This is a genomic window from Rhodococcus sp. ACS1, assembly GCF_002300155.1.
In the GTDB taxonomy this organism is placed as follows: domain Bacteria; phylum Actinomycetota; class Actinomycetes; order Mycobacteriales; family Mycobacteriaceae; genus Rhodococcus_F; species Rhodococcus_F koreensis.
In genome coordinates this window covers 238,584-260,045 of record NZ_NSDZ01000011.1, presented here as the reverse complement: position 1 = coordinate 260,045, position 21,462 = coordinate 238,584, and the positions used below count along the sequence as shown (strand labels likewise).

General features: G+C 68.6%; 15 protein-coding genes and 1 pseudogene. 7 read left to right on the top strand and 9 right to left on the bottom strand.

Going from position 1 to position 21,462, the window contains the following annotated elements; all coding sequences use genetic code 11:
• Positions 1-32: 32 nt before the first annotated feature.
• From trxA to CJ179_RS42590, 4 genes and pseudogenes are all read right to left on the bottom strand, one after another.
• Positions 33-356, bottom strand: coding sequence for a thioredoxin (gene trxA / locus CJ179_RS42605; RefSeq protein WP_005249122.1), 324 nt, complete (start codon positions 354-356; stop codon positions 33-35).
• A 47-nt stretch (positions 357-403) separates the two neighbouring features.
• Positions 404-1,387 carry a thioredoxin-disulfide reductase gene (trxB, locus tag CJ179_RS42600; RefSeq protein ID WP_095865457.1) on the bottom strand — a complete coding sequence of 328 codons (984 nt, stop codon included), beginning with the start codon at positions 1,385-1,387 and terminating at the stop codon, positions 404-406.
• 111 nt (positions 1,388-1,498) lie between these two features.
• The gene (gene nox, locus CJ179_RS42595) at positions 1,499-2,686 is read right to left on the bottom strand and encodes a 4,4'-dithiodibutanoate disulfide reductase (protein WP_095865456.1); all 1,188 of its coding nucleotides are present in this window, start codon (positions 2,684-2,686) and stop codon (positions 1,499-1,501) included.
• A 29-nt stretch (positions 2,687-2,715) separates the two neighbouring features.
• Positions 2,716-3,081, bottom strand: a pseudogene (locus CJ179_RS42590) (dehydrogenase); the annotation flags it as partial.
• A gap of 177 nt (positions 3,082-3,258) precedes the next feature.
• On the opposite strand from CJ179_RS42590, the gene CJ179_RS42585 reads away from it, so the two are divergent.
• Complete coding sequence (locus CJ179_RS42585; protein WP_095865455.1) at positions 3,259-3,828, top strand: TetR/AcrR family transcriptional regulator; 570 nt, start codon at positions 3,259-3,261, stop codon at positions 3,826-3,828.
• A 3-nt stretch (positions 3,829-3,831) separates the two neighbouring features.
• Here the strand turns inward: CJ179_RS42585 and CJ179_RS42580 are convergent, their stop codons facing one another.
• From CJ179_RS42580 to CJ179_RS42560, 5 genes are all read right to left on the bottom strand, one after another.
• Positions 3,832-4,581: a hypothetical protein gene (locus CJ179_RS42580; RefSeq protein WP_095865454.1), complete on the bottom strand. Its 750-nt coding sequence runs from the start codon at positions 4,579-4,581 to the stop codon at positions 3,832-3,834.
• A 90-nt stretch (positions 4,582-4,671) separates the two neighbouring features.
• Entirely contained in the window at positions 4,672-5,253 is a 582-nt protein-coding gene (gene sigM, locus CJ179_RS42575; RefSeq protein WP_005263510.1) for an RNA polymerase sigma factor SigM, read from the bottom strand.
• A gap of 47 nt (positions 5,254-5,300) precedes the next feature.
• A complete protein-coding gene (murJ, locus tag CJ179_RS42570; protein ID WP_095865453.1) occupies positions 5,301-9,212 on the bottom strand; it encodes a murein biosynthesis integral membrane protein MurJ in 3,912 nt (1,303 codons plus the stop codon).
• Positions 9,213-9,325: 113 nt separating this feature from the next.
• The gene (locus CJ179_RS42565; RefSeq protein WP_095865452.1) at positions 9,326-11,722 is read right to left on the bottom strand and encodes a DUF6049 family protein; all 2,397 of its coding nucleotides are present in this window, start codon (positions 11,720-11,722) and stop codon (positions 9,326-9,328) included.
• A gap of 2 nt (positions 11,723-11,724) precedes the next feature.
• Positions 11,725-12,300, bottom strand: a complete 576-nt coding sequence (locus CJ179_RS42560; RefSeq protein WP_072942710.1) for an NUDIX hydrolase — start codon at positions 12,298-12,300, stop codon at positions 11,725-11,727.
• Between the two features lie 149 nt (positions 12,301-12,449).
• Between CJ179_RS42560 and CJ179_RS42555 the strand changes: the two genes are divergently transcribed.
• From CJ179_RS42555 to CJ179_RS42530, 6 genes are all read left to right on the top strand, one after another.
• Positions 12,450-13,901 carry a CCA tRNA nucleotidyltransferase gene (locus CJ179_RS42555; RefSeq protein WP_072942709.1) on the top strand — a complete coding sequence of 484 codons (1,452 nt, stop codon included), beginning with the start codon at positions 12,450-12,452 and terminating at the stop codon, positions 13,899-13,901.
• A 237-nt stretch (positions 13,902-14,138) separates the two neighbouring features.
• Complete coding sequence (locus CJ179_RS42550) at positions 14,139-18,275, top strand: bifunctional nitrate reductase/sulfite reductase flavoprotein subunit alpha (RefSeq protein ID WP_095865683.1); 4,137 nt, start codon at positions 14,139-14,141, stop codon at positions 18,273-18,275.
• 86 nt (positions 18,276-18,361) lie between these two features.
• The gene (locus CJ179_RS42545; RefSeq protein ID WP_072942706.1) at positions 18,362-18,766 is read left to right on the top strand and encodes a molybdopterin-binding protein; all 405 of its coding nucleotides are present in this window, start codon (positions 18,362-18,364) and stop codon (positions 18,764-18,766) included.
• A complete protein-coding gene (modA, locus tag CJ179_RS42540; protein WP_095865451.1) occupies positions 18,763-19,572 on the top strand; it encodes a molybdate ABC transporter substrate-binding protein in 810 nt (269 codons plus the stop codon). Before CJ179_RS42545 ends, modA begins: the two co-directional genes overlap by 4 nt.
• Positions 19,569-20,375 (top strand): ABC transporter permease, encoded by an 807-nt coding sequence (locus CJ179_RS42535; RefSeq protein WP_072942702.1) that lies wholly within the window; start codon positions 19,569-19,571, stop codon positions 20,373-20,375. Before modA ends, CJ179_RS42535 begins: the two co-directional genes overlap by 4 nt.
• Positions 20,372-21,451, top strand: a complete 1,080-nt coding sequence (locus tag CJ179_RS42530) for a sulfate/molybdate ABC transporter ATP-binding protein (RefSeq protein ID WP_095865450.1) — start codon at positions 20,372-20,374, stop codon at positions 21,449-21,451. The genes CJ179_RS42535 and CJ179_RS42530 overlap by 4 nt, the downstream gene beginning before the upstream one ends.
• Positions 21,452-21,462: the final 11 nt, after the last annotated feature.

Genomic DNA, 21,462 nt, shown 5'->3' with positions numbered 1-21,462 from the left:
ATCGGGAATCGCGCTGGGTGTTCGGGTGTCGATCAGAGAACGTCGGCGAGCTCTTTCAGCAGCGCAGCCTTGCCCTTGGTGCCGACGATCGTGTTGATCGGCTTGCCGTCCTTGAACAGGATCAGCGTGGGGATCGACATGACCTGGAAGTCGCGGGCAGCGCCCGGGTTGGCGTCGATGTCGAGCTTCGCGATGGTCAGCTTGTCGCTGTGCTCACCGGCGATCTCCTCCAGGACGGGGGCGATCATCTTGCAGGGGCCGCACCAGGTGGCCCAGAAGTCGACGAGGACGGGCTTGTCGCTGGAAATGACGTCCTGCTGGAACGAATCATCGGTGATGGTGACGGTATTCGACACGGGGATTTCCCTTACTCGAGATGGGTAGGTGGGTGTGGGTGGCCGGCTCAGGCGTCGACCGGTGAGCCGGCGGCGGCGACGGTGTTGGCGGTGATGTCGCCGCGCTCGGCCAGCCAGCGCTCGGCATCCATCGCCGCGGAACATCCGGTACCGGCGGCGGTGATCGCCTGCTGGTAGATGTGATCGACGAGGTCGCCGGCGGCGAAGACGCCGTCCACCGAGGTGGCGGTGGACGGGTTCTCGACGATCACGTAGCCGGCGTCGTCGAGGTCGACCTGACCCTTGACCAGTTCGCTGCGCGGATCGTGACCGATGGCGACGAACATGCCGGTGACGTCCAGCGTGGACGTCTCACCGGTGACGGTGTCGCGGATCACGAGGCCGGTGACGCTGTTCTCCCCCAGCACCTCGACGGGCGCCGCGTTGGTCACGAACCGGATCTTCGCGTTCGCCTTGGCGCGCTCGAGCATGATGCGGGACGCGCGGAACTCCTCACGGCGGTGCACCACGGTGACGCTGCGGGCGAAGCGGGTGAGGAAGGTGGCCTCCTCCATGGCGGAGTCGCCGCCGCCGACCACGACGATGTCCTGATCCTTGAAGAAGAATCCGTCGCACGTGGCACAGGCGCTGACGCCGCGGCCGAGCAACTTCTCTTCCCCGGGAATCCCCAGGTAGCGGGCTGCGGCACCCATCGCCAGCACGACCGCGTGAGCCTGGTAGGTCTCGCCGTTCACGACGACCTTCTTGATCGGGCCGGTGAGGTCGAGTTCCTCGACGTCCTCGGTGCGGATGTCGGTACCGAAGCGCTTGGCCTGCTCGCGCATCTGGTCCATCAGGTCGGGTCCCATGATTCCCTCGCGGAATCCGGGGAAGTTCTCGACGTCGGTGGTGGTCATGAGGGCGCCACCGAACTGGGTCCCCTCGAACAGCAGCGGCTCGAGTTCCGCGCGCGCCGCGTAGACGGCAGCGGTGTATCCGGCAGGTCCCGAACCAACGATGATGAGTTCATGAACCGTCGATGGAGTGGTCATGCGGGCCTTCCAGTAGTGAGGGGTGCTCAGTCGTATGGATCAACACAAGACTAAAGGGTGTTGTTCCCGGACTGCAGGTGATACCGGTCGCTCCCCCGGCAGGCCACGTGATCAGCGCAGAGTCTCCCGGATGACGCAGCGCGTCCCCGTGTAGATCGTGGGCATGCACTTGTTGCAGTGGATGCACAGTCCCTCGGCGACGTGCCGGTCGCGGAACTTGTTCACGAGGTCCGGGTCGCGGAGCAGTGCGCGGGCCATCGCGACGAACTCGAATCCTTCGCCGAGCGCGTTCTCGATGGTGTCGAGCCGGTTGATTCCGCCGAGGAGGATGAGCGGCATCGACAGGGCGTCGCGGAACTGCCGGGCCATCGGCAGGAAGAAGGCCTCCTCGAATGGGTAGGTCGGAAAGATGCGCGGCCCGTACACCTTCAGTCCCCAGCCCACCAGCTTCGGCTGTGAGGCAACGAATTCCGCCATCGGGACTTCGCCACGGAAGAAGTACATCCCGTTGAGCAGCGAGCTGCCGCCGGTGAGCTGCATCGCGTCGAGGTGCCCGTCGGCCTCGAGGAGCTGGGCGATGCGGAGACTGTCGTCGAGCCACAGCCCTTTCGGAACACCGTCCGTCATGTTGAATTTGGCGGTGACGGCCACCGAGTCGCCGACGGCGTGGCGCACCCGCTCGAGCACCCGGCGCGGGAACGCCGCCCGTCGCTCCAGGCTGCCCCCGTACTCGTCCGTGCGCCGGTTGAGATTGGGGCTCATGAACGAGCTGAGCAGATAGTTGTGGCCGAGGTGGACCTCGATCGCGTCGAATCCGGCGTCGACGGCGTTGCGTGCCGTGCTCTCGAAGTCGTGGGTGACCTCCTCGAGTTCGTCCCGGGTGGCACCTCGCACGAGACCCATCGCCGGCGAGCTGAGCCGAGTGGACGGCGCGAGCGTCCTGGTGCGGTTGGACAGCGTGTTCGCGACCAGACCGGCATGACCGATCTGGGCCGCGGCCAATGCCCCCTCGGCGTGGACGGCGTCGGTGAGCCGGCGCAGGTCGGGGACGCGGGCGCGGTCGAGCACCAGGGTGTTTGCGTGGACGCGTCCGCCGGGTGAGACGGCGCAGTACGCGACGGTCGTCAGTGCGGCGCCGCCGCGGGCGACCTCGGCGTGGAAGTCGACGAGCCGGTCGGTGACGCGGCCGCGTGGCATGACGCCCTCGAACGTGGCCGCCTTCACGATGCGGTTGCGCAGCGTCAGGGGGCCCAGGCGGGCCGGCTCCCAGATATCGGGCTGGGGTGGTGGAACGGTCATGGTGGTCTGCCTTCTGGGGTGCTGGGTGCTCAGGCGAAGGTCGCGGCCAGCGCCGCGCGGGCCGGTCGCCAGGTGAGCCCGAGTTCGTCGCGGGTTCTCGAGTCGTCGGTGGGGGTGGCCGAGGTGAGGAGCCAGGCCGCCTCGTAACCGAGCCCGGGGCTGAGGTGTGTGAGTCTGCCGATCACGTCGGCGATCCGCCCGATCATGCGAAAGGCGCTGCCCGACAGTGGGATGCGCCGGATGCGACGACCCGAGGAGTGTTCGAGGACGTCGTTGAGCTGATTGAACTCGACGAGTTCACCGCCGCAGACGTACCGGCGTGGACCACGGCCGGGGTGCATCGCGGCGGCATGGACGGCGGCCACGTCCCGCACGTCGATCATCTGCATGCCGCCGACCACCGGTTCGATCCGCGCGGCCTCACCGGCGGCCGCCGCGAGCAGGGCGTCGGGAGTTTCGGTGGCCGGTGACCGCGATCTTCATGTATCCGCCTCGTTCGAATTACGGTGCCACTGGACTCGTAATGGGTACGATATAGCGCGGACGGCACTTCTGTCCCACAATTCGAACCAATGAATGCAACCGGAACCGGCCGCCCCCGCGACCCGCGGATCGACACCGACGTCCTCGCGGTCACCCGCGCGATGCTCGTGGAGTCGGGCTGGGAACAACTGAGCATGCGAGCCATCGCGACGCGGTCCGGGGTGAGCAGGGCGTCCATCACCAGGCGGTGGCCGTCGAAGGCACACCTGGTTCTCGACGCCATCCTCGGCGCGACACCCGACCTGTCGCCGTTCGAGGGCACCGATCGCGAAGGCTGGATTCGCTGGGTGGTGACCGGCAGCGCCGAACTGTTCTCACGACCCGAGGTGCGGGCGGCCACGCCGGGACTGCTGGCCGCGATACGGGACCACGACGATCTCCGGACCGCGCTCTGGCGGGGATTCAGCGGGCCGAGTACTCAACTGTTCGGAAGCGCGGATTCCGGGGAGTCGAGCACTGCGACGGCCGTGCTGGTGCTCGCCGCAGGCGCGGCCCTTTTCACGAGCCTGATCGCCGTGGAGGACGACACTCCGGCATTGCGGGCGAAGATCCTCGAGTTGCTCATGCCGGTCGCCCGTTCGGAACCCGAACGGGACTGAGGGTCAACCGATGTCGGTGACGGCGATCGTGGCCGGATCGTCCGCGCCGCACTCGCGGCCCACCACCAGGGCGGTGATCTGCGGCGGGCGCGGCGCGGCCACCAGGAGCAGTACCCCGGGCACGCCGTCGAGGCGGACCTCACCGGAACCGAGAAGCGCACGGGCCGGATCGATACCGTTGGCGCGCAGGCATTCTGCCAGCTGATCAGGATCCTCGAGCGGTCCGAGCTGCCGCGAACCGATCACGGTGAGGAGGCGTCCGGAATCGAGATCGGAGCCCAGGTCGAGAACCTCCGGTGCCTGCGAGGTCTCGGAACTGGGCAGGGCAACGGGCGGCGGCTCGGATTCCCGGCCGTCCGGTACGACGACCGCAACGGCCACCACGACCGCTGCTGCCGCCGCGAACGTTCCCGCGGCCGCGGCAGCCCACTTCCGGCGCCGGGCGATCGGCACGACGGTGGCCTCGGCGGGGGTGTCGCGTTCCGCGGCGAGCGCGCGGTTGATGCGGTCGGCGATGTCGGCGGGAATCGGGGTCGAGACGGAGTGATCGCGGCCGAGCGCACCGAGCTGATCGGTGACCCGGTCGAGGGCGTCGATGACGGCCATCGCCTGCGGGTCGCTGCGGACGAGCGGCCACAGACGATCGCCGACCGACTCCGGCAGCACCCCGGCATGCAGATCCGCGAGTAGGTCCTCGGAATAGGGAGGTTCGGGCAGCGCGGCATCGGACGGCTCGGATTCACGGTCGGCCATGGCACCTCCTCACCGAATCATCGTGGTCCGGGACATGGTCCGGGACGTCAGGACACTTCCCCGCTCCTATTAGGTTTTGACGCTGCGGAGTCATGATCGGTTCCCCTCCACCCGAAAATATTCGAGAGAAGCGGCCAGCTTCTTCCGGCCGCGGGCGCAGCGGCTCTTCACGGTGCCCTCCGGAACCCCGAGGAGAGCCGCGGCCTCGCTGGTCGACCGGCCCTCGAGGTCCACGGCCACGATCGCGGTCCGCTGATCCGGAGGGAGCTGCGCCAACGCGCGCTCGACCACCAGGCTGAGCTCCACCTCGGAGACGTAATCGCGGGTGTCGCGCGGTTCGTCGTCCTCGTCGGCGGACAGGGACACCGCCGGGCGGGCCTTGTTCCGGCGGATGCGGTCGAGGCAGGCGTTGACGACGATCGTGTGCAGCCAGCTCCGGACCGCGGCGTCCCGGCGGAACGAGCCCGCGTTGCGATGGGCCGACAGCAGCGCCTCCTGCAGGGCGTCCGCCGCGTCCTCGGTGGTGTAGCTGGTGCGTTTGGCGACGTGCCACAGGTGGTCGTAGTGCCGTCCGAGCAGGGTTTCGAAGGCGTGCCGATCGCCGGCGACGTGCGCAGCCAACAGGTCGACGTCCGAGGGCTCACCCTCGGAATCCCCCCGGAAGATTCGCACCGGCGGATGTTAGCTCAGTTCGCCGGCCCGCGAGCACCGGGTGCCGACTACGTGGAGGCGTTGAAACCGATGTCGGCGATGGACGATTGGTTCGTGCCGCGGGAATTGCTCAGGCCGGTGATCCACACCAGGACGTTCTTGGTGGGTCCCTCCGACTTGACCGGGATCTCGGTGACGCCGTTGCCGAGGACCTTCGAACCGAGCACCTGCGTCTGGTCGAGCGTCGGATTCTCGGACGGGGCGCTGCGGATCTCGACGTTGGTGCCCGGGGTCGGCGAGTTGATCCACACACTCGACAGGGTCGCCGGCTCGTCCAGCGTGACCATCAGGCCCACACCGTTCTTCAGCGAAGGGAACGGCTGAAAGTACGAGTCGGTGCTCCACACGGTGGACGTGTTGCCGTCGATGGCCAGCCGGGCGTTGGCGGCGGAGTCGGGTGTGCCCTGCGGCGAGAACACCGTCGCCCCCGAGGGGGTGATCGGAGCGACGTTCGCCGCCGGGGCGGGCGCGGCGGCGGGCGACTCCGGGTTCGGTGGGGCCTCGGCCGAGGTGGTGAGTCCGAAGTCCTGTTCGGTGAGCGGCGCGTCGGAACTGCTGCCCGTGAGGAACGTGGCGAGCCAGAATCCCAGCAGCGCCAGCACGATGATCGTGACGACCGCCAGGCCGACGAGCGCGGCGATCATCCGGTTGGACTTCTTCTTCTCTGCCTCCAGCGCTTCCGGGTCGGCGAGAGCGTGACCGGACGGGCTGGGGCCCCGCTGCCCGAGCCGCAGCACGGGGATGAACTCGGTCTTGTCGTTGACGACGGCCGCCTGATCGAGGATGTGCTGCACGGTGGCCGCCGTGCGGATTCCACCGTTCGGCTCGAGCGAGCGCAGGGCCACCGCGGAGATCTCGAACGGGACCTCCGGCCGGATCACCCGCGGACCGATGGGCTGCCCGCTGGAGTCGCGGTCGGCCAGTCGCATGCCGCCGACGCTGCCCGGGCGGTTCGAACCCGACGGCTCACCCGCGGGAGCGGACGGGTCGCCGAGCGGCCAGCGGGCGGTGATGAGCGCGTAGAGCATCGCGCCCAGCCCGCGCACGTCGGAACTCGAGTCGGAGTCGGCGAGCGTGGCCGGGAACGCCAGCACGGCATCGCCGTTGATGCTGATCCGGACGCGGTCGGGATGGTCGATGGACAGTGCCCCGCCGGCCCGGTGCGCGGTCTCGGCGGCCGCGGCGAGCGCGCGGATGGCGCTGGCGGCGCCGATCGGAGACGGCTTGGTGTCGGCCATCTCCCGCAGCGACCGGCCCGGAGTCCACTCGGCGACGACGATGCCGCCGGAGCTTCCCCGGACCACGTCGAGGACACGGGCGAGACCGGGCGAATTGATCCGGCCCAGTCGCAGGGTGCGCGACAGAATTGCTTGCGGGCCTTCGGGACCGGCCGAGGTGGAGCGCTGCTCGGAGTCGACGAAGGTCAGCGCCACCTCGCGGTCGAGCTTGACGTCCAGTGCCTGCCAGAACTGCAGTCCCCGCGAACCGCCGTGCGGGGTCAGCAGGCGGTATCGACCACCGGCGACGGAGGCGCCGGGAATGAGCTTGGGGCCACGGGGAGTACGACGCGGGCCCGCTCCGGGGTCACGACCGGGCGCGGGTGTGATCGGGATCACGCCGGTGTCGTAGCTGAGATCCCGTGCGGGTGCGGAGCCCATGTGACGTGTGTCTCGACGTTCGTCGGCGGGCGACTCGCCGGAGTTTTCGCTGGGAGTCTTCGGCGCCGCCTTCTTCTCGGCGTTCGCCCCGGTCTCGTTGCTCTGCGCAGGTTTCGGAGTGCCGGCAGAGGCCGCGGACGCGTCGGCGGCCTTCTTTTGCGAGGTGTCCGCGTCTTTCTTCTGCGGTGCGTCGGCGCCGGCCTTCTTGTCGGACTTCGCGGAGTCGGTGGAGGCCGACTCGGACGAGATCCGGGTCGTCGGGGCGTCGACGCCGTTGGGTGCGGCGGCCGAATCGCGTTCGGACGCTTGCACCGTAGAACCTCCGGCTCTCTTGCTGCCGGCCACGTCGTCGTCGCTCACCCTCACTCCTTCATTTTCGAATGCCCAACTCCGACCAGTACCGGGCGGCGATCCGACCCGCTCGTGTCCAGGGTACGGGAGTCCACCGGGTCGTTCGATACCACGCGGCTGTCCTCCGGTGTCGCGCGGTGTGGCGCGGACCACGGGAATCAGTTCTGTTTCGGCGTCTGAGAGCGGATCGACCTCCGGTTCCGGTGCGGCGCCGCGACCGCGCAGGGCGCGGACCTTGCGGGTGACGGCGACGGTGATGGACACGATTTCGGGGATCTTCGCGAACCAGAGGATCGCGAACGTGACGACGAGCATCAGCATGCCGCTGATGGCGACGCGGACCATGGAACCCGGTCCGCCGAACAGTTCGGTGAGCCGGTCGAGTTGCAGCAGCCGGTCGGCGCCGAGCATGGCGAGGGCGCCCGCGAGGGAAGCGAGGACCACCACCCACACGGTCTTGCCGACGTTCGCCATCTGGAGATTGCCGAGACTGCGGTGCAGCAGGTACCCGCCGACGAGGGCACCGGTGATGTAGCCGAGGCCGTTGGCCACGCCGAGCAGGATCACCACCTGGTCGTCGCTCGAGGCGATCATCGGGGTGAGCGCGGACAGCGCGATCTTCACCGCGGTGATGCCGAGGACGATCCACGTGGGAGTCCACGCCTGTTCGCGGGCGTAGAACACGCGGAGCTGGATCAGCACGAGCGAGTACGGGATGAGCGTGAACGCGGACCAGCTGACGGCCTCGCCGAGACGTTCGGCGTCCCCGGACCCGAAGTTGCCGTACCCGTACAGCGCCTGACCGATCTCCGGTCCGGCGAACGTGAGGAACGTGATGATCGGGATCAGGGAGATCATCGTCAGCCGGGTGGCGACGGACAGGTCGTCGACCACGGCGGGGGTGTCGTCGGCGGCGGCGTTGCGGCTGAGCCGCGGCATGATCGCCGTCAGCACCGTCACGCCGAGCACGCCGTACGGCAGCTGCAGCAGTAGCCACGCGTTGTTGTAGATCGCGGGACCCGACGCGTCCGCGTGGGACGAGATGCGGGTGGCGACGATCATGCCCGCCTGGCTGATCAGCACGTACAGGATGATGGCGACGGCCATGCCGCCGAACTGCTTGAGCCGGTCGTCGAGGCCCCACAGCGGTTTCAGCGAGATGCCCTCGCGCCGGATCGCCGGCACCAGACTCATCGCCTGCACCACGACACCGAGCGTGACGCCGACGCCGAGGACCAGCAGTTTCGGGTCGCTCATCCGGACCGGGTCGAGGGTGATCTCTCCCGGCGTGGCGTAGTAGATCACCAGCACGGTGAGCATCACGACGTTGTTCAGCACGGGGGCCCAGGCACCGGGTTTGAACACCTGCCGGGTGTTGAGAATCGCCGTGAGCAGTGCCGACAGTCCGTAGAACAGGATCGCGGGCAGCAGCAGATAGGACAGGGCTGTGGTGAGGGACGTGTTCACCTTGCCGTCGGCCGACAGGAAGACGTGGGTGGTGAGCACGGGCGCCGCGGCGGTCGCCAGCAGCGCCGCCGTTCCGAGCAGCACACAGGTGGCGGTGAACAGGCGGCGCACGAACGCGGCACCCTGGTCCGGGTCCTCCCGTTCGGCGCGCACCAGGACGGGCACCACGATGGCGGTGAGCACCGCGCCCAGCACCAGCTCGGAGATCATGTTCGGGATCTGGCTGGCGACGGTGAACGAGCTGGCCACCGACCCGCCCAGCAGTGTCAGGACGAGAAGCTGCTTGGCGAAACCGGTGATGCGGCTGACGAGCGTCGCCACCGCGATCGACCCGGTCGACGCCAGCAGGCGGGAGTTGCTCTGTTTCTGCGGCGCCGTCGACGGCCCCGAGTCCTGGACCGGAGGTGGTGGCGGAGGGTCGACCCGGATGGCCGCGAACTGCACCGTCGGCGCCTCGTCCGGCCGGATCTCCCGAGCCCAGTGGTCCCGCTCCCACGGCGCGACCCGGGGATGGGAGCGATCGGGAAGCCTCTGGCCCCTACTGGGCAAGTTCCCGGTCATGAACGTTCGTACCCTTCGTCAGCTGGATCCGGCTGGCCGCGGAATCGATGCCACAGCCGGCGGCCGGCGAGGAACAGCAGCAGAGCACCCGCGCATGCTGTCAGTATCGCCAACGCCTGCCCGTACGCGTTGGACCGTACCGTCACGCTGGTCGGCTCTCCCAGTTGCTGTCCATCGGCGGTGGTCAGAGAGAAGTTGACGACGAGCTTGCGGGAGTCGTTGGCCTCGGTGGGAACGGTGAGGGTGCGACTGCCCCGCGGAGGCAGCGTGGTGGGGCCGATGTCCGTGATGGTCATCCCGGAAGGCGCGTCCACCTGCAGACGGACGGTGATCCCGACCGGGAGGTCGTTTCTGGCGACCAGCAGCAGCGGGCTCTGTTCCGACGCCAGCGTGTAGACGCCGCCCGGCGACACGACGGTGACGGCCCCGAACATGTCGTCCATGGTTTCGGCCACCTCGTCGGCGCGCGTGTCGGACGCTTCTTCCGCGGACCGGCGTTCGTCGTCGCGGCGATGCGCGAGGCTCATCGACCGCACCAGGTCCTCGCGGAGCGGCGCGGTGAACCGCTCCGGGGTGAGCGGGGCCTGCGGGTCGTCGACCAGCGCCGCGTTCAGTGCCTCGATCCGGGGCATCTGCGTGGCGGCGGCGTCGCGGATGTGGGCGGGGACGCTGTCCTCGGCGGCCTGATCCGGGTAGTCCAGGCTCGCGACCTCGGGTGATCCGGGCTGACGTCCGAGCAACGCGGGCAACGGCCGGGGCGTCGCGAGCCCCGAGCGCATCAGCGACGACACCGTCGACAGCAGCGTCTTCGCGTCGTCGGCGCCTGCCGTCCACAGCTGCGGCGGCACCACCATCAGCGATCGGGGGACACCGGCGGCCCGTGCGGCCTCGGGTTCGAGGGCCGACCACGACACCGCACCGAGCGCGTCCTGCAGCCGGGCGGTCTGGGAATCGTCCGAGAGGTCGTACCGGGCGCGCTGGGGTGTGTAGGACGGAGTCTGCGGAGTCGTTCCCATCGCGGCGAGCGCCGTGCCGACGGACGGATCGAACAGCAGCGCGTCGACGCTCCCCGTGGCCGCGGGCGTCTCGGTGGCCGCCGGGGTGGTGGTCTCCCCGTTCGCCGGGACGGGGGCTGCGGGCGGCGGTGTCGCCTCGATGACGTGGGCGCTGTCCCGGGGCGTGGTCGTGTCGACGGAGTTCGCGGCCACGAGCGCGGTGGTCGCGTCGTCTCCGCGGAGCATCTGCGCGGTCGCGTCGTCGAGCACGCCGGCGTCGCTCCACACGAAATTGCGCAGCGACGTGACACCCAGCACATTGTCGACGATGTCGGCGGGGGCGTCGACGGCGGTCGCGGTGAGGTCGGCGTTCCCGACCTCGGTGATCGCGGACAGGTCGGCCTGCGCGAACGGCACCGACGTGGTGCACATCGTCGCGGCCAGCGTCCGGGCACGCTCGAGCCACGCCGACGCGGCCTCCTTGCCCGCACCCTCGTGCGCGGAACCGGTGGGATCGGACGGGTCGTCCACCACCAGATAGCCGCGCGTCATGTTCTCGACGGTGATCAGCAGGTCCGGGTCCACCGCCAGGCACAGACTGTCCCGCAGCGTGTGGTCGCGGTCGACGCTCTCCCGGGTGGCGAATTCCGCCGCCCCCAGCAGTTCGTCGAGCCGGCCGCCGTCGTTCAGTGAGGTCGCGAGGTCGTCGTCGACGAGACGCACCGGTTCGGTGACGGAGCCGGCAACGCCCGCCGCGAGCCGGGGGCGGTCGGCGAGGGGCCACATCATGGTGACGGCGACGGGACTGGAGATGTCCGGGGGCACCGCCGGACTGCCCGGGACACCGAACACGGGCAGCAGGAAGCGGGCGTCGTCGAGGCGCGCGGCCCCGCCGTACTCGGGGGTGCCGTTCACGTTCACCATCAGCGGGTACACGCCGGGTTCGGTGATGTCGAGAGAAAGGTCCGTGTCGGAACGCAGCGGCAGCGACAGCGTGAACTGCTTGCTCTGGCCCTCGTCGAGGCGGCCCGCGACCGTGTCGAACATGCCGACCGTGTCGTAGCGGGACTGATCGAGGGTGAGGGACGTGCGGAGACCCTCGCTGCTCGCGACGGCCGGAGCGCGTTGCAGTCGCACACTGACGTCGCGGACCGTGCGGTCGCCGATGTTCTTCACCGAGCCCGTGACGGTGACGATCGGGTCGCTGGTGGTGGTCACCGTGGACGGGGTGACGTTGTCGATGTGCAGTTCGAGGAACTCGGGGTCCTCGTCGACGAGCTGGGTCCCGGCGCTCTCCGGCGGCACGGGTTCCTGGGCCGACGCCACCACGGTGCTGGTGGGAGCCAGAACGACCGCGAGTGCGGTCAACGTCACGGCACCGACCCGACGCAAAGCCATCCTCATCCGGCGTCTGGCCCCTTCTGGAGCTTCAGGTCGGAAGTGGGCGGAGTGGTAGTCATCTTGGAGATCAAGTCACCGGCGATTTCTGCGAGTTTCCGTTCGTCTGCGTAGGCCAGGCGTGATCCCAGCTCGGCGAGCGGCACCCACGCTACCTCGGTGACTTCCACGTCTTCGTCCGACAGTTCCCCGCCGAGGCATCTCAGCAGATAGTGATGGACGGTCTTGTGGACCCGGCGGCCCTCGGTGACGAACCAGTAGTCGATGCTGCCGAGTGACGCCAGGACGGTGCCCTGGATGCCGGTCTCTTCCTGGACCTCACGCATCGCGGTCTGTTCGGCGGTCTCGCCCTGCTCGATATGCCCCTTGGGCAGCGACCACAGCAGCCGCCCGCGACGGTCGGTGCGCCCGATCAGCGCGGCGCACAGATTCTCCCGCGGTCCGCCGAGTCCGTTGACGACGAGCCCGCCCGCCGACGTTTCCCGCACCGTCCTCATGTGGGGTTTCGCGGGTTTGCCGACGGCGCCGCGCCGCCGCGAGTTGCGGCGACTCCTGTTCGCACGTTCGGCAGCAGACACCCCATCGATAGTAGTTGGCTTTGCCGTTTCCACCGGAACGCCGCACCCGAACCGAGACGCTTCGTGACACACCTGTGGTGAACCGAACTGCGAGGTGACAGCGTGTATGCGTATCCCGCTATTTGCGCACCTCGGTAAGCTTCCTGGACGTGACTGCCCCTTCTCTCGACGACGAGCGCCGTACGCGACTGCTTGCCGGCGCCGCGGTGACGCTGCGCGAGCTGTCCGAAGTCCTGACGCCGCTCGGTGAGAAGTTCGCTTCCGCCGGTCACGAGTTGTACCTGGTGGGGGGCAGCGTCCGGGACGCGATCCTGGGTCGCCTCGGCACCGACCTCGACTTCACCACCGACGCCCGCCCGGAGCAGGTGCAGAAACTGCTGTCCGGCTGGGTCGACAACCAGTGGGACACGGGTATCGAGTTCGGGACGATCAGCGCCGCCAAGGCGGGTCAGCAGATCGAGATCACGACGTACCGGGCCGATGCCTACGACCGGGTGTCGCGCAATCCCGTCGTCCAGTTCGGGACGAAACTCGAGGACGATCTGGTGCGGCGCGATTTCACGGTCAACGCGATGGCCGTCCGGATCGGTGCGGACGGCTCGCAGGACTTCGTCGACCCCCTGAACGGCATGGACGCGCTGCTGGCCGGGGTGCTGGACACGCCGTCGGCGCCGGAGAACTCGTTCAACGACGACCCGCTGCGCATGCTGCGGGCCGCCCGGTTCGTGTCCCAGCTGGGATTCACCCTGCAGGAGCGCGTGCATCGGGCCATCGTCGACATGGCCTCGCAGATCGAGCGGATCACCGCCGAACGCGTGCGTGCCGAACTGGACAAGCTGATCCTCGGCGAGTTCCCCATCGACGGCATGAACGTGATGTGCGAGACCGGTCTGGCCGATTTCGTGCTGCCCGAGGTGCCGCAGATGAAGCTCGAGATCGACGAGCACCACCAGCACAAGGACGTGTACTGGCACTCGCTGACGGTGCTGAAGCAGGCCGTCGACCTCGAGGACGGCGACCCCGACCTGGTGCTGCGCTGGGCGGCGCTGCTGCACGACATCGGCAAACCGGACACGAAGCGCAACGAGCCGGGTGGCGGCGTGAGTTTCCACCACCACGAGGTGGTCGGCGCGAAGATGGTCCGTAAGCGGATGCGGGCCCTGAAGTACTCGAAGCAGATGGTCGACGACGTCTCGCAGCTCGTGTTCCTGCACCTGCGGTTCCACGGCTACGGCAAGGGGCAGTGGACCGATTCCGCGGTGCGCCGGTACGTGACGGACGCCGGTCCGCTGCTGCCGCGCCTCCACAAGCTGGTCCGCGCCGATTGCACCACCCGCAACAAGCGGCGGGCGGCCGCGCTGCAGGCGACGTACGACGACATCGAGGAGCGGATCGCCCGGATCGCCGAGCAGGAAGACCTCGCCCGGGTGCGCCCCGACCTCGACGGCAACGCGATCATGGAACTGCTCGGCATTCCCGCGGGGCCGGAGGTCGGGAAGGCCTGGAAGTACCTCAAGGAGCTCCGGCTCGACCGCGGTCCTCTCAGCCGGGACGAGGCCGAGGCCGAACTCCTGTCGTGGTGGGCCGCGCAGCAGGCCTGACCGATCCGCCGGTTCCTCCCCTGTCAGCCACCCTGCACACCCGAATCGAGTGACGTCGGTCACATGAACTGGCCGTTGCCGTGGTGCCGACATCACCACCGCGCCCGCGGCCGGGTGCGAGAGACGTCATCGAACGCTCACCGGGGTTAATCCCGACGAAACACGCCGGTCGGCACCATTGATACAGGTCGTGAGCCAGGTGGACACGCGGCGACCGTGCAGGTGAGGAGCGAGTCGATGCAGCAGCAGAAAGCCGGGACTTCCACAGTGAAGACCGCCTGCTCGTACTGCGGTGTCGGCTGCGGCATGGTGCTCGAGGTCGGGATCGATCCCGAGACGAATGCCCGCCGGGTGCTCAAGGCGTCCGGCGACAAGGACCATCCCACCAACTTCGGGCGGCTCTGCACCAAGGGCGCGACGAGCGCGGAGATGCTCGTGGCCGGTGGCCGCATGGAAACCGGGTACGTGCGGGACGAGCGCGGGGAGGCGCCCACCGCGGTGGACGTCGGCGCCGCCATCAGCGAGACCGCCCGCCGGCTGAAGGAACAACTCGACGAGCACGGTCCCGACGCCCTGTCCTTCTATGTCTCCGGCCAGATGTCCATCGAGGCCCAGTACCTGATCACCAAACTGGCGAAGGGCTTCGTCGGGACCAACCAGATCGAGTCGAACTCGCGTCTGTGCATGGCCAGCGCCGGCACCGGCTACAAGCAGTCCCTCGGCGCCGACGGCCCACCCGGCTCGTATCAGGACTTCGACAAGGCCGACGTGTTCTTCGTGATCGGCGCGAACATGGCGGACTGTCACCCCATCCTGTTCCTGCGGATGATGGACCGGATCAAGGCCGGCGCCAAGCTGATCGTCGTCGACCCGCGCCGCAACGCGACGGCCGACAAGGCCGGCCTGTTCATGCAGATCGCGCCGGGCACCGACCTCGCACTGCTCAACGGCCTGCTGCACCTGCTCGTGCAGAACGGGCACACCGATCCGGCGTTCATCGCCGAGTTCACCGAGGGCTGGGAGGTGATGCCCGAGTTCCTCGAGGAGTACACCCCCGAGAAGGTCGCGGAGATCACCGGCATCCTCGAGGCCGACATCCGGCAGGCCGCCCAGTGGATCGGTGAGGCCGAGAACTGGATGAGCTGCTGGACGATGGGCCTCAACCAGAGCACCCACGGCACCTGGAACACCAACGCGATCTGCAACCTGCACCTGGCCACCGGGGCCATCTGCCGTCCGGGCAGCGGCCCGTTCTCCCTCACCGGTCAGCCGAACGCCATGGGCGGCCGCGAGATGGGATACATGGGTCCCGGACTGCCTGGCCAGCGGTCCGTGCTCGCCGCCGACGACCGGGCGTTCATCGAGGATCTGTGGGAACTGCCCGAAGGCAGCATCCGCACCGAGGTCGGCACCGGCACCGTCGACATGTTCGAGCGCATGGTGGCGGGCGACATCAAGGCGTGCTGGATCATCTGCACCAATCCCGTTGCCACCGTGGCCAACCGGCGGACCGTGATCGAGGGCCTCGAGGCCGCCGATCTCGTGATCACCCAGGACGTCTTCCTCGACACGGAGACCAACGGGTACGCCGACATCCTGCTGCCCGGCGCGCTGTGGGCGGAGTCGGATTCGGTGATGATCAACTCCGAGCGCAACCTCACCCTGCTGCAGCAGGCCGTCGACCCGGTCGGCCAGGCGCTGCCCGACTGGCAGATCATCGCCCGCGTCGCCTGCGAGATGGGATATGCGGACGCGTTCACCTACGAATCCTCGGAGGGCGTGTTCGAGGAGATCAAGCGCACCTGGAATCCGAAGACCGGCTACGACCTTCGCGGCGTCAGCTACGACCGGCTGCGGGAGACGCCGGTGCAGTGGCCGAGCCCGCCCGGCAACCGTACCGATCGCAACCCGATCCGCTACGTCAACGACGGCGTCAGCCAGAACCTGCTGTCCGCTCCCGACGGTTCACTCCCCCGCCTCGCGTTCGCCACCGCGAGCGGCAAGGCCGCCTTCTTCCCGCGCCCGCACATGCTGCCCGCGGAGATGCCCGACGACGACTACCCCCTGGTCCTCAACACCGGGCGCCTGCAGCACCAGTGGCACACCATGACGAAGACCGGCAAGGTCGCCAAGCTCAACAAGTTGAACTCCGGCCCGTTCGTCGAGATCAACCCGGCCGATGCGCAGAAGCTGTCGATTTCCGAAGGCGACAAGGTGGAGGTCGCGTCCCGGCGCGGCCGCGCGGTGCTTCCCGCCGTCGTCAGCGACCGCGTGCTGCCAGGAGGCTGTTTCGCCCCGTTCCACTGGAACGACTCGTTCGGTGAATACCTCAGCATCAACGCCGTCACCAACGACGCCGTCGACCCCACGTCCTTCCAGCCGGAGTTCAAGGTGTGTGCCGTCTCCCTGACCCGGGTGGCCCCGGTGTCCGAGCCCGAGGTTCCCGAATCGGGTGGGGCTCTCACCCTCGCGAGCGGCTCGCCCGCCGCGGAGATGAGCCGCATTCTCGGACTGGATGATTCGGCATCCCCCAGCTTCGACGAACACGAGCGCACGTACCTCGCCGGACTTCTGGCGGGTCTGCAGTCCACCGAACTGCAGGGCGTTCCGGTTCTTCCGCGCACCGCGCCGATCTCCGGGTCGAAGAGGGTGTGGCTGGACGGTCTGATGGCGGGGCTGTTCTCCCGCTCCGCCGTACCGGACGGCTCCGCGGCGCCGGACACGAGTCCCGCGACCGCTGAATCGGTCCAGCACCCCGTGGTCGTGGTGTGGGCGTCGCAGACCGGCAACGCGGAGGAGTTCGCCGCCGAATGCGCCCGCCAGCTCGAGGAAGCCGGCCACGGCACGCACCTGACCAGCATGGACGACTACGACGTCGCGGGCCTTGCCGACGTCCGCGATCTCCTGATCATCACCAGCACGTTCGGGGACGGCGACGCCCCCGACAACGGCAGCAGCTTCTGGTCCGCGCTCAGCAGCGACGAGGCACCGAGGCTGGCGCAGACCCGCTACGCCGTACTGGCTTTCGGAGACTCGAACTACGACGACTTCTGCGGGCACGGCAAGCGGATCGACGCCCGGTTGGAGCAACTCGAGGCGAAGCGGCTGACCGAGCGCGTCGACTGCGAACCCGACTACGAGGACCAGGCGCACCAGTGGCTGACCCAGGTGCAGAACCTGGTCCGTGAGCGCGCGGCCGGCGGTGCTGCCCAGGCCGCCCCAGCGCCTGCCAGGCCCGCGGCGAAGAAGGCGGCGACGTTCACCCGGAAGTCTCCCCTCGTCACCCGGTTGACGAGGAACATCCCGCTCAGCGCGGCCGGTTCGTCGAAGGACGTGCGGCAGTTCGGCTTCGAGGTGAACGATCCGGAATTCTCCTACGAGGCGGGCGACGCGCTCGGTGTGTGGCCCACCAACAGCGATGGCGTCGTCGACGAGTGGTTGAAGGTCACCCGGTCGATCCCGGACACACCCGTCACGCTGCCGGACCTGCCGGAGATGACACTGCGGGAGGCGCTGCGCACGAAGCTCGAGATCACCAAGGTGACGCCCGAACTGCTGCGGTTCGTGCAGAGTCGCACGCAGGACACCGAGTTGGCGCGACTGCTGCGCCCGCACAACAAGATCGCGCTCCAGCAGTGGTTGTGGGGACGGCAGTCGATGGACGTGCTGGCGCAGTACGAAGTCGACGCCGACGCGGAGGAGTGGCTGGGCGTCCTCAAGCGCCTCCAGCCGCGGCTGTACTCGATCTCGTCGAGCCCCAAGGTGGACCCGGGTGAGGTGCAGCTGACCGTCTCCGCGGTGCGCTACAACCACGAGGGCAAGAACCGCTCCGGGGTGTGCTCGACGTTCCTCGCCGATCACTGCGACGACGTCGACGTGCCGATCTTCGTGCAGAAGTCGGCGCACTTCCGTCCCCCGTCGGCCGCCGATGCGCCGATGATCATGGTCGGTCCCGGCACCGGGATCGCACCGTTCCGCGGATTTCTGCACGAACGCAGGGAATTGGGTCACACGGGCAAGAACTGGATGTTCTTCGGTGAGCAGCACGAGGCTACCGACTTCTACTACCGCGAGGAGATGGAAGCTATGCACCGCGACGGATTTCTCACCCACCTCGATGCGGCGTTCTCCCGGGACCAGCGGCAGAAGATCTACGTGCAGGACCGCATCCGCGAACACGGCGCCAAACTGTGGGGCTGGATGCAGGAGGGTGCCTCCCTATATGTGTGCGGCGACGCCAGCCGGATGGCGAAGGACGTCGACGAGACGGTTCGTGAAGTCGTCCGCACCCACGGTCGCCTCGACGAGGAGGACACCGAGCTGTACATGAAGCAGCTGTCCAGCGACAAGCGCTACGTGCGGGACGTGTACTGATCCGCATCTTCGGCGGTTTCTACTTGTTCGGTCCGTATATGCCGACATAGTATGGCGGTCATGACGCATGCGCGGACGACCTCCGGATGACGGGTATCCGGATACGACAGGCCGCGGAACTCCTCGGCGTCAGCGACGACACGGTCCGGCGGTGGATCGACAACGGCAGCCTCGCGGCGGACAAGGACGAGTCGGGCCGCAAGGTGATCGACGGTCCCGCCCTCGCCGAGTTCGCGCGCGCCAACGCGTCGAAGTCGCCCGACCTGCTCGGATCGGAATCCTCGGCACGTAACCGATTCACCGGCATTGTCACCGCGGTCGTGATGGACAAGGTGATGGCTCAGGTCGAGATGCAGTGCGGGCCTTTCCGTGTCGTTTCCCTGATGAGCAGTGAAGCCGTTCGCGACCTCGGGCTCGAGCCCGGCAAGGTCGCGGTAGCCGTCGTCAAGTCGACCACGGTGATCGTCGAAACTCCTGGAGGAATTTCATGAAGATGTCCTGGCGCCGGGTCACGACGGGGGCTGCTGCGGCCGCGCTCGGTCTGGGCCTTCTCACCGGTTGCGGTTCGAACGACGACAGCGGTGCCTCGGGTTCGGCCGAGTCGACGTCCGCGGCCGCATCGGGCGGCGACATCACGGTGTTCGCCGCGGCGTCGCTGAAGGGCACGTTCACCGAACTCGGCGAGATGTTCGAGACCGCGAACCCCGGATCCCACGTGGAGTTCAGCTTCGCGGGTTCGTCCGACCTCGCCGCGCAACTCGACCAGGGCGCTAGCGCCGACGTGTTCGCGTCCGCCGACACGAACAACATGAAGAAGGTCGTCGACGCCGGACTCGTCGCGGGAACCCCCGTCAACTTCGCGACCAACACGCTGACCATCGTGACGGCACCCGGAAACCCCAAGGGCATCACGTCGTTCGCGGATCTGAACCGTGAGGGAACGCTCGTCGTCACGTGTGCCCCGCAGGTTCCGTGCGGTTCCGCGACACAGAAGGTCGAGACGGCTTCGGGTGTCGACCTCACCCCCGTCAGCGAGGAGTCGTCGGTCACCGACGTGCTGAACAAGGTGACGGCCGGTCAGGCGGACGCCGGACTCGTGTACGTCACCGACGCGGCAGGTGCGGGCGACAAGGTGACCGCCGTGCCCTTCCTGGAGGCGGCGCAGGCCGTGAACACCTATCCGATTGCCGCGCTGTCCGCTTCGAAGCAGCCGGAGGCGGCGCAGGGCTTCCTCGACCTCGTCACCGGACCCGAGGGCCAGGCGGTGCTGGCGAAGGCCGGATTCGCTCAGCCGTGATCCGAGCGCCGCGCGTGAAGGTTCCGTCCGGGCTTCCGGGCTGGATCTTCGTGCCCGCAGCGGTGGGCGGCCTGTTTGTCGTCCTGCCGTTGTTTGCGATGCTGGCGAGTGTCGACTGGACGCGCTTCTTCGAACTGGTCACGTCGGAATCCTCACTCGCGGCGTTGGAACTGAGTCTGCGCACCGCCGCCGCAAGTACTGCCCTGTGCATCCTGCTGGGCGTCCCGATGGCGGCGGTGTTGTCCCGCAGCAGCTTTCGCGGACTCAACGTGCTGCGTTCGCTGGTGCTGCTGCCCCTGGTACTCCCACCGGTGGTCGGGGGCATCGCCCTGCTCTACACGTTCGGCCGGAAGGGTCTGATCGGGCAGCACCTCGAGGTCGCGGGCATCCACATCGCGTTCACCACCACGGCCGTGGTGCTCGCACAGACCTTCGTCGCGCTGCCGTTCCTGGTGGTGAGCCTCGAAGGGTCGCTGCGGACCGCGGGCAGGCGGTACGAGCACGCCGCCGCCACGCTCGGTGCGAGTCCCACCACCGTCTTCCGGCGGGTGACGCTCCCCCTGGTGCTGCCCGGACTCGTGTCCGGTTCGGTGCTGGCGTTCGCGCGGGCGCTCGGCGAGTTCGGGGCGACGCTGACGTTCGCGGGCAGTCTGCAGGGCGTCACACGGACCCTGCCGCTCGAGATCTACCTGCAGCGCGAGACGGACGCGGATGCGGCCGTGGCGTTGTCGCTGGTGCTGGTGATCGTCGCGGTCGTCATCGTGGTGGGTTCGCGGGGCTGGGCGTCGAGGGCGGCGCTGTGACCGGCCTGAGCGTCGAGGCCAGGGTCGCTGCACGCGGCGTCGAGGTGGGATTCGACCTCGCCGAGGGTGAGGTGCTGGCGGTCCTCGGACCGAACGGCGCAGGCAAGTCGACGGCGCTGTCGGTGGTCGCGGGCCTGGTCCGCCCGGACGCCGGACGTGTCGAACTGAACGGTCGCGTGCTCACCGACACCGAGCGTGGCATCGCGGTGCCGCCGCACCGTCGCGGTATCGCGCTGCTCGCGCAGCAGGCACTGCTGTTTCCGCATCTGACGGTGGCCGCGAATGTGGCGTTCGCGCCGCGTAGTTCGGGCCGCGGGCGCCGGGAGTCGCGGGCGGTCGCCGAGAAGTGGCTGGACGCAGTCGATGCGGCCCAGTTCGCCGATCGCCGTCCGCACGAGTTGTCCGGGGGGCAGGCGCAGCGGGTCGCGGTCGCCAGGGCGCTCGCCGCGGAACCGCAGGCGCTGTTACTCGACGAACCCATGTCCGCCCTCGACGTCGCTGCGGCCCCCGCCCTGCGGGTGCTGCTCAGGCGGGTGCTGCGGGAGGGCGACCGGACCGCGGTCGTCGTCACCCACGACGTTCTCGACGCGCTGGCACTGGCCGACCGGGTGATTGTCGTCGAGGGCGGACAGGTCGTCGAATCCGGTTCGGTGCGCGACGTGCTGACGCGCCCGCGCAGTGCGTTCGCCGCGCGGATCGCCGGACTCAACCTCGTCCCCGTGTTCGCGGCGCAGGGCGGGTTCGAGACGGAGACCGGTGTTCGGATGCAGGGTCTGCTCGACGCCGACTTCGTCGGGGGCGCGCCGGCCGTCGCGGTGTTCGCACCGCATTCGGTGGCCGTGCACAGGCGGTCTCCGGAAGGCAGTCCACGCAACGTCTTCCAGGTGACCATCTCGGAGATCGAGGTGCGCGGGCCGACGGTCCGGGTGCGCGCCGCCGAAGCCGGAGGCCGGCTGGAGCTGAGCGCCGACGTGACCGCGGCGTCCGTCGCGGAACTCGATCTGGTGCCGGGCCTGGACGTGTACTTCGTGGTCAAGGCCACCGAAGTTGCGCTTCACACCGTGCGTACTTGTTAACGTCGGGCGGT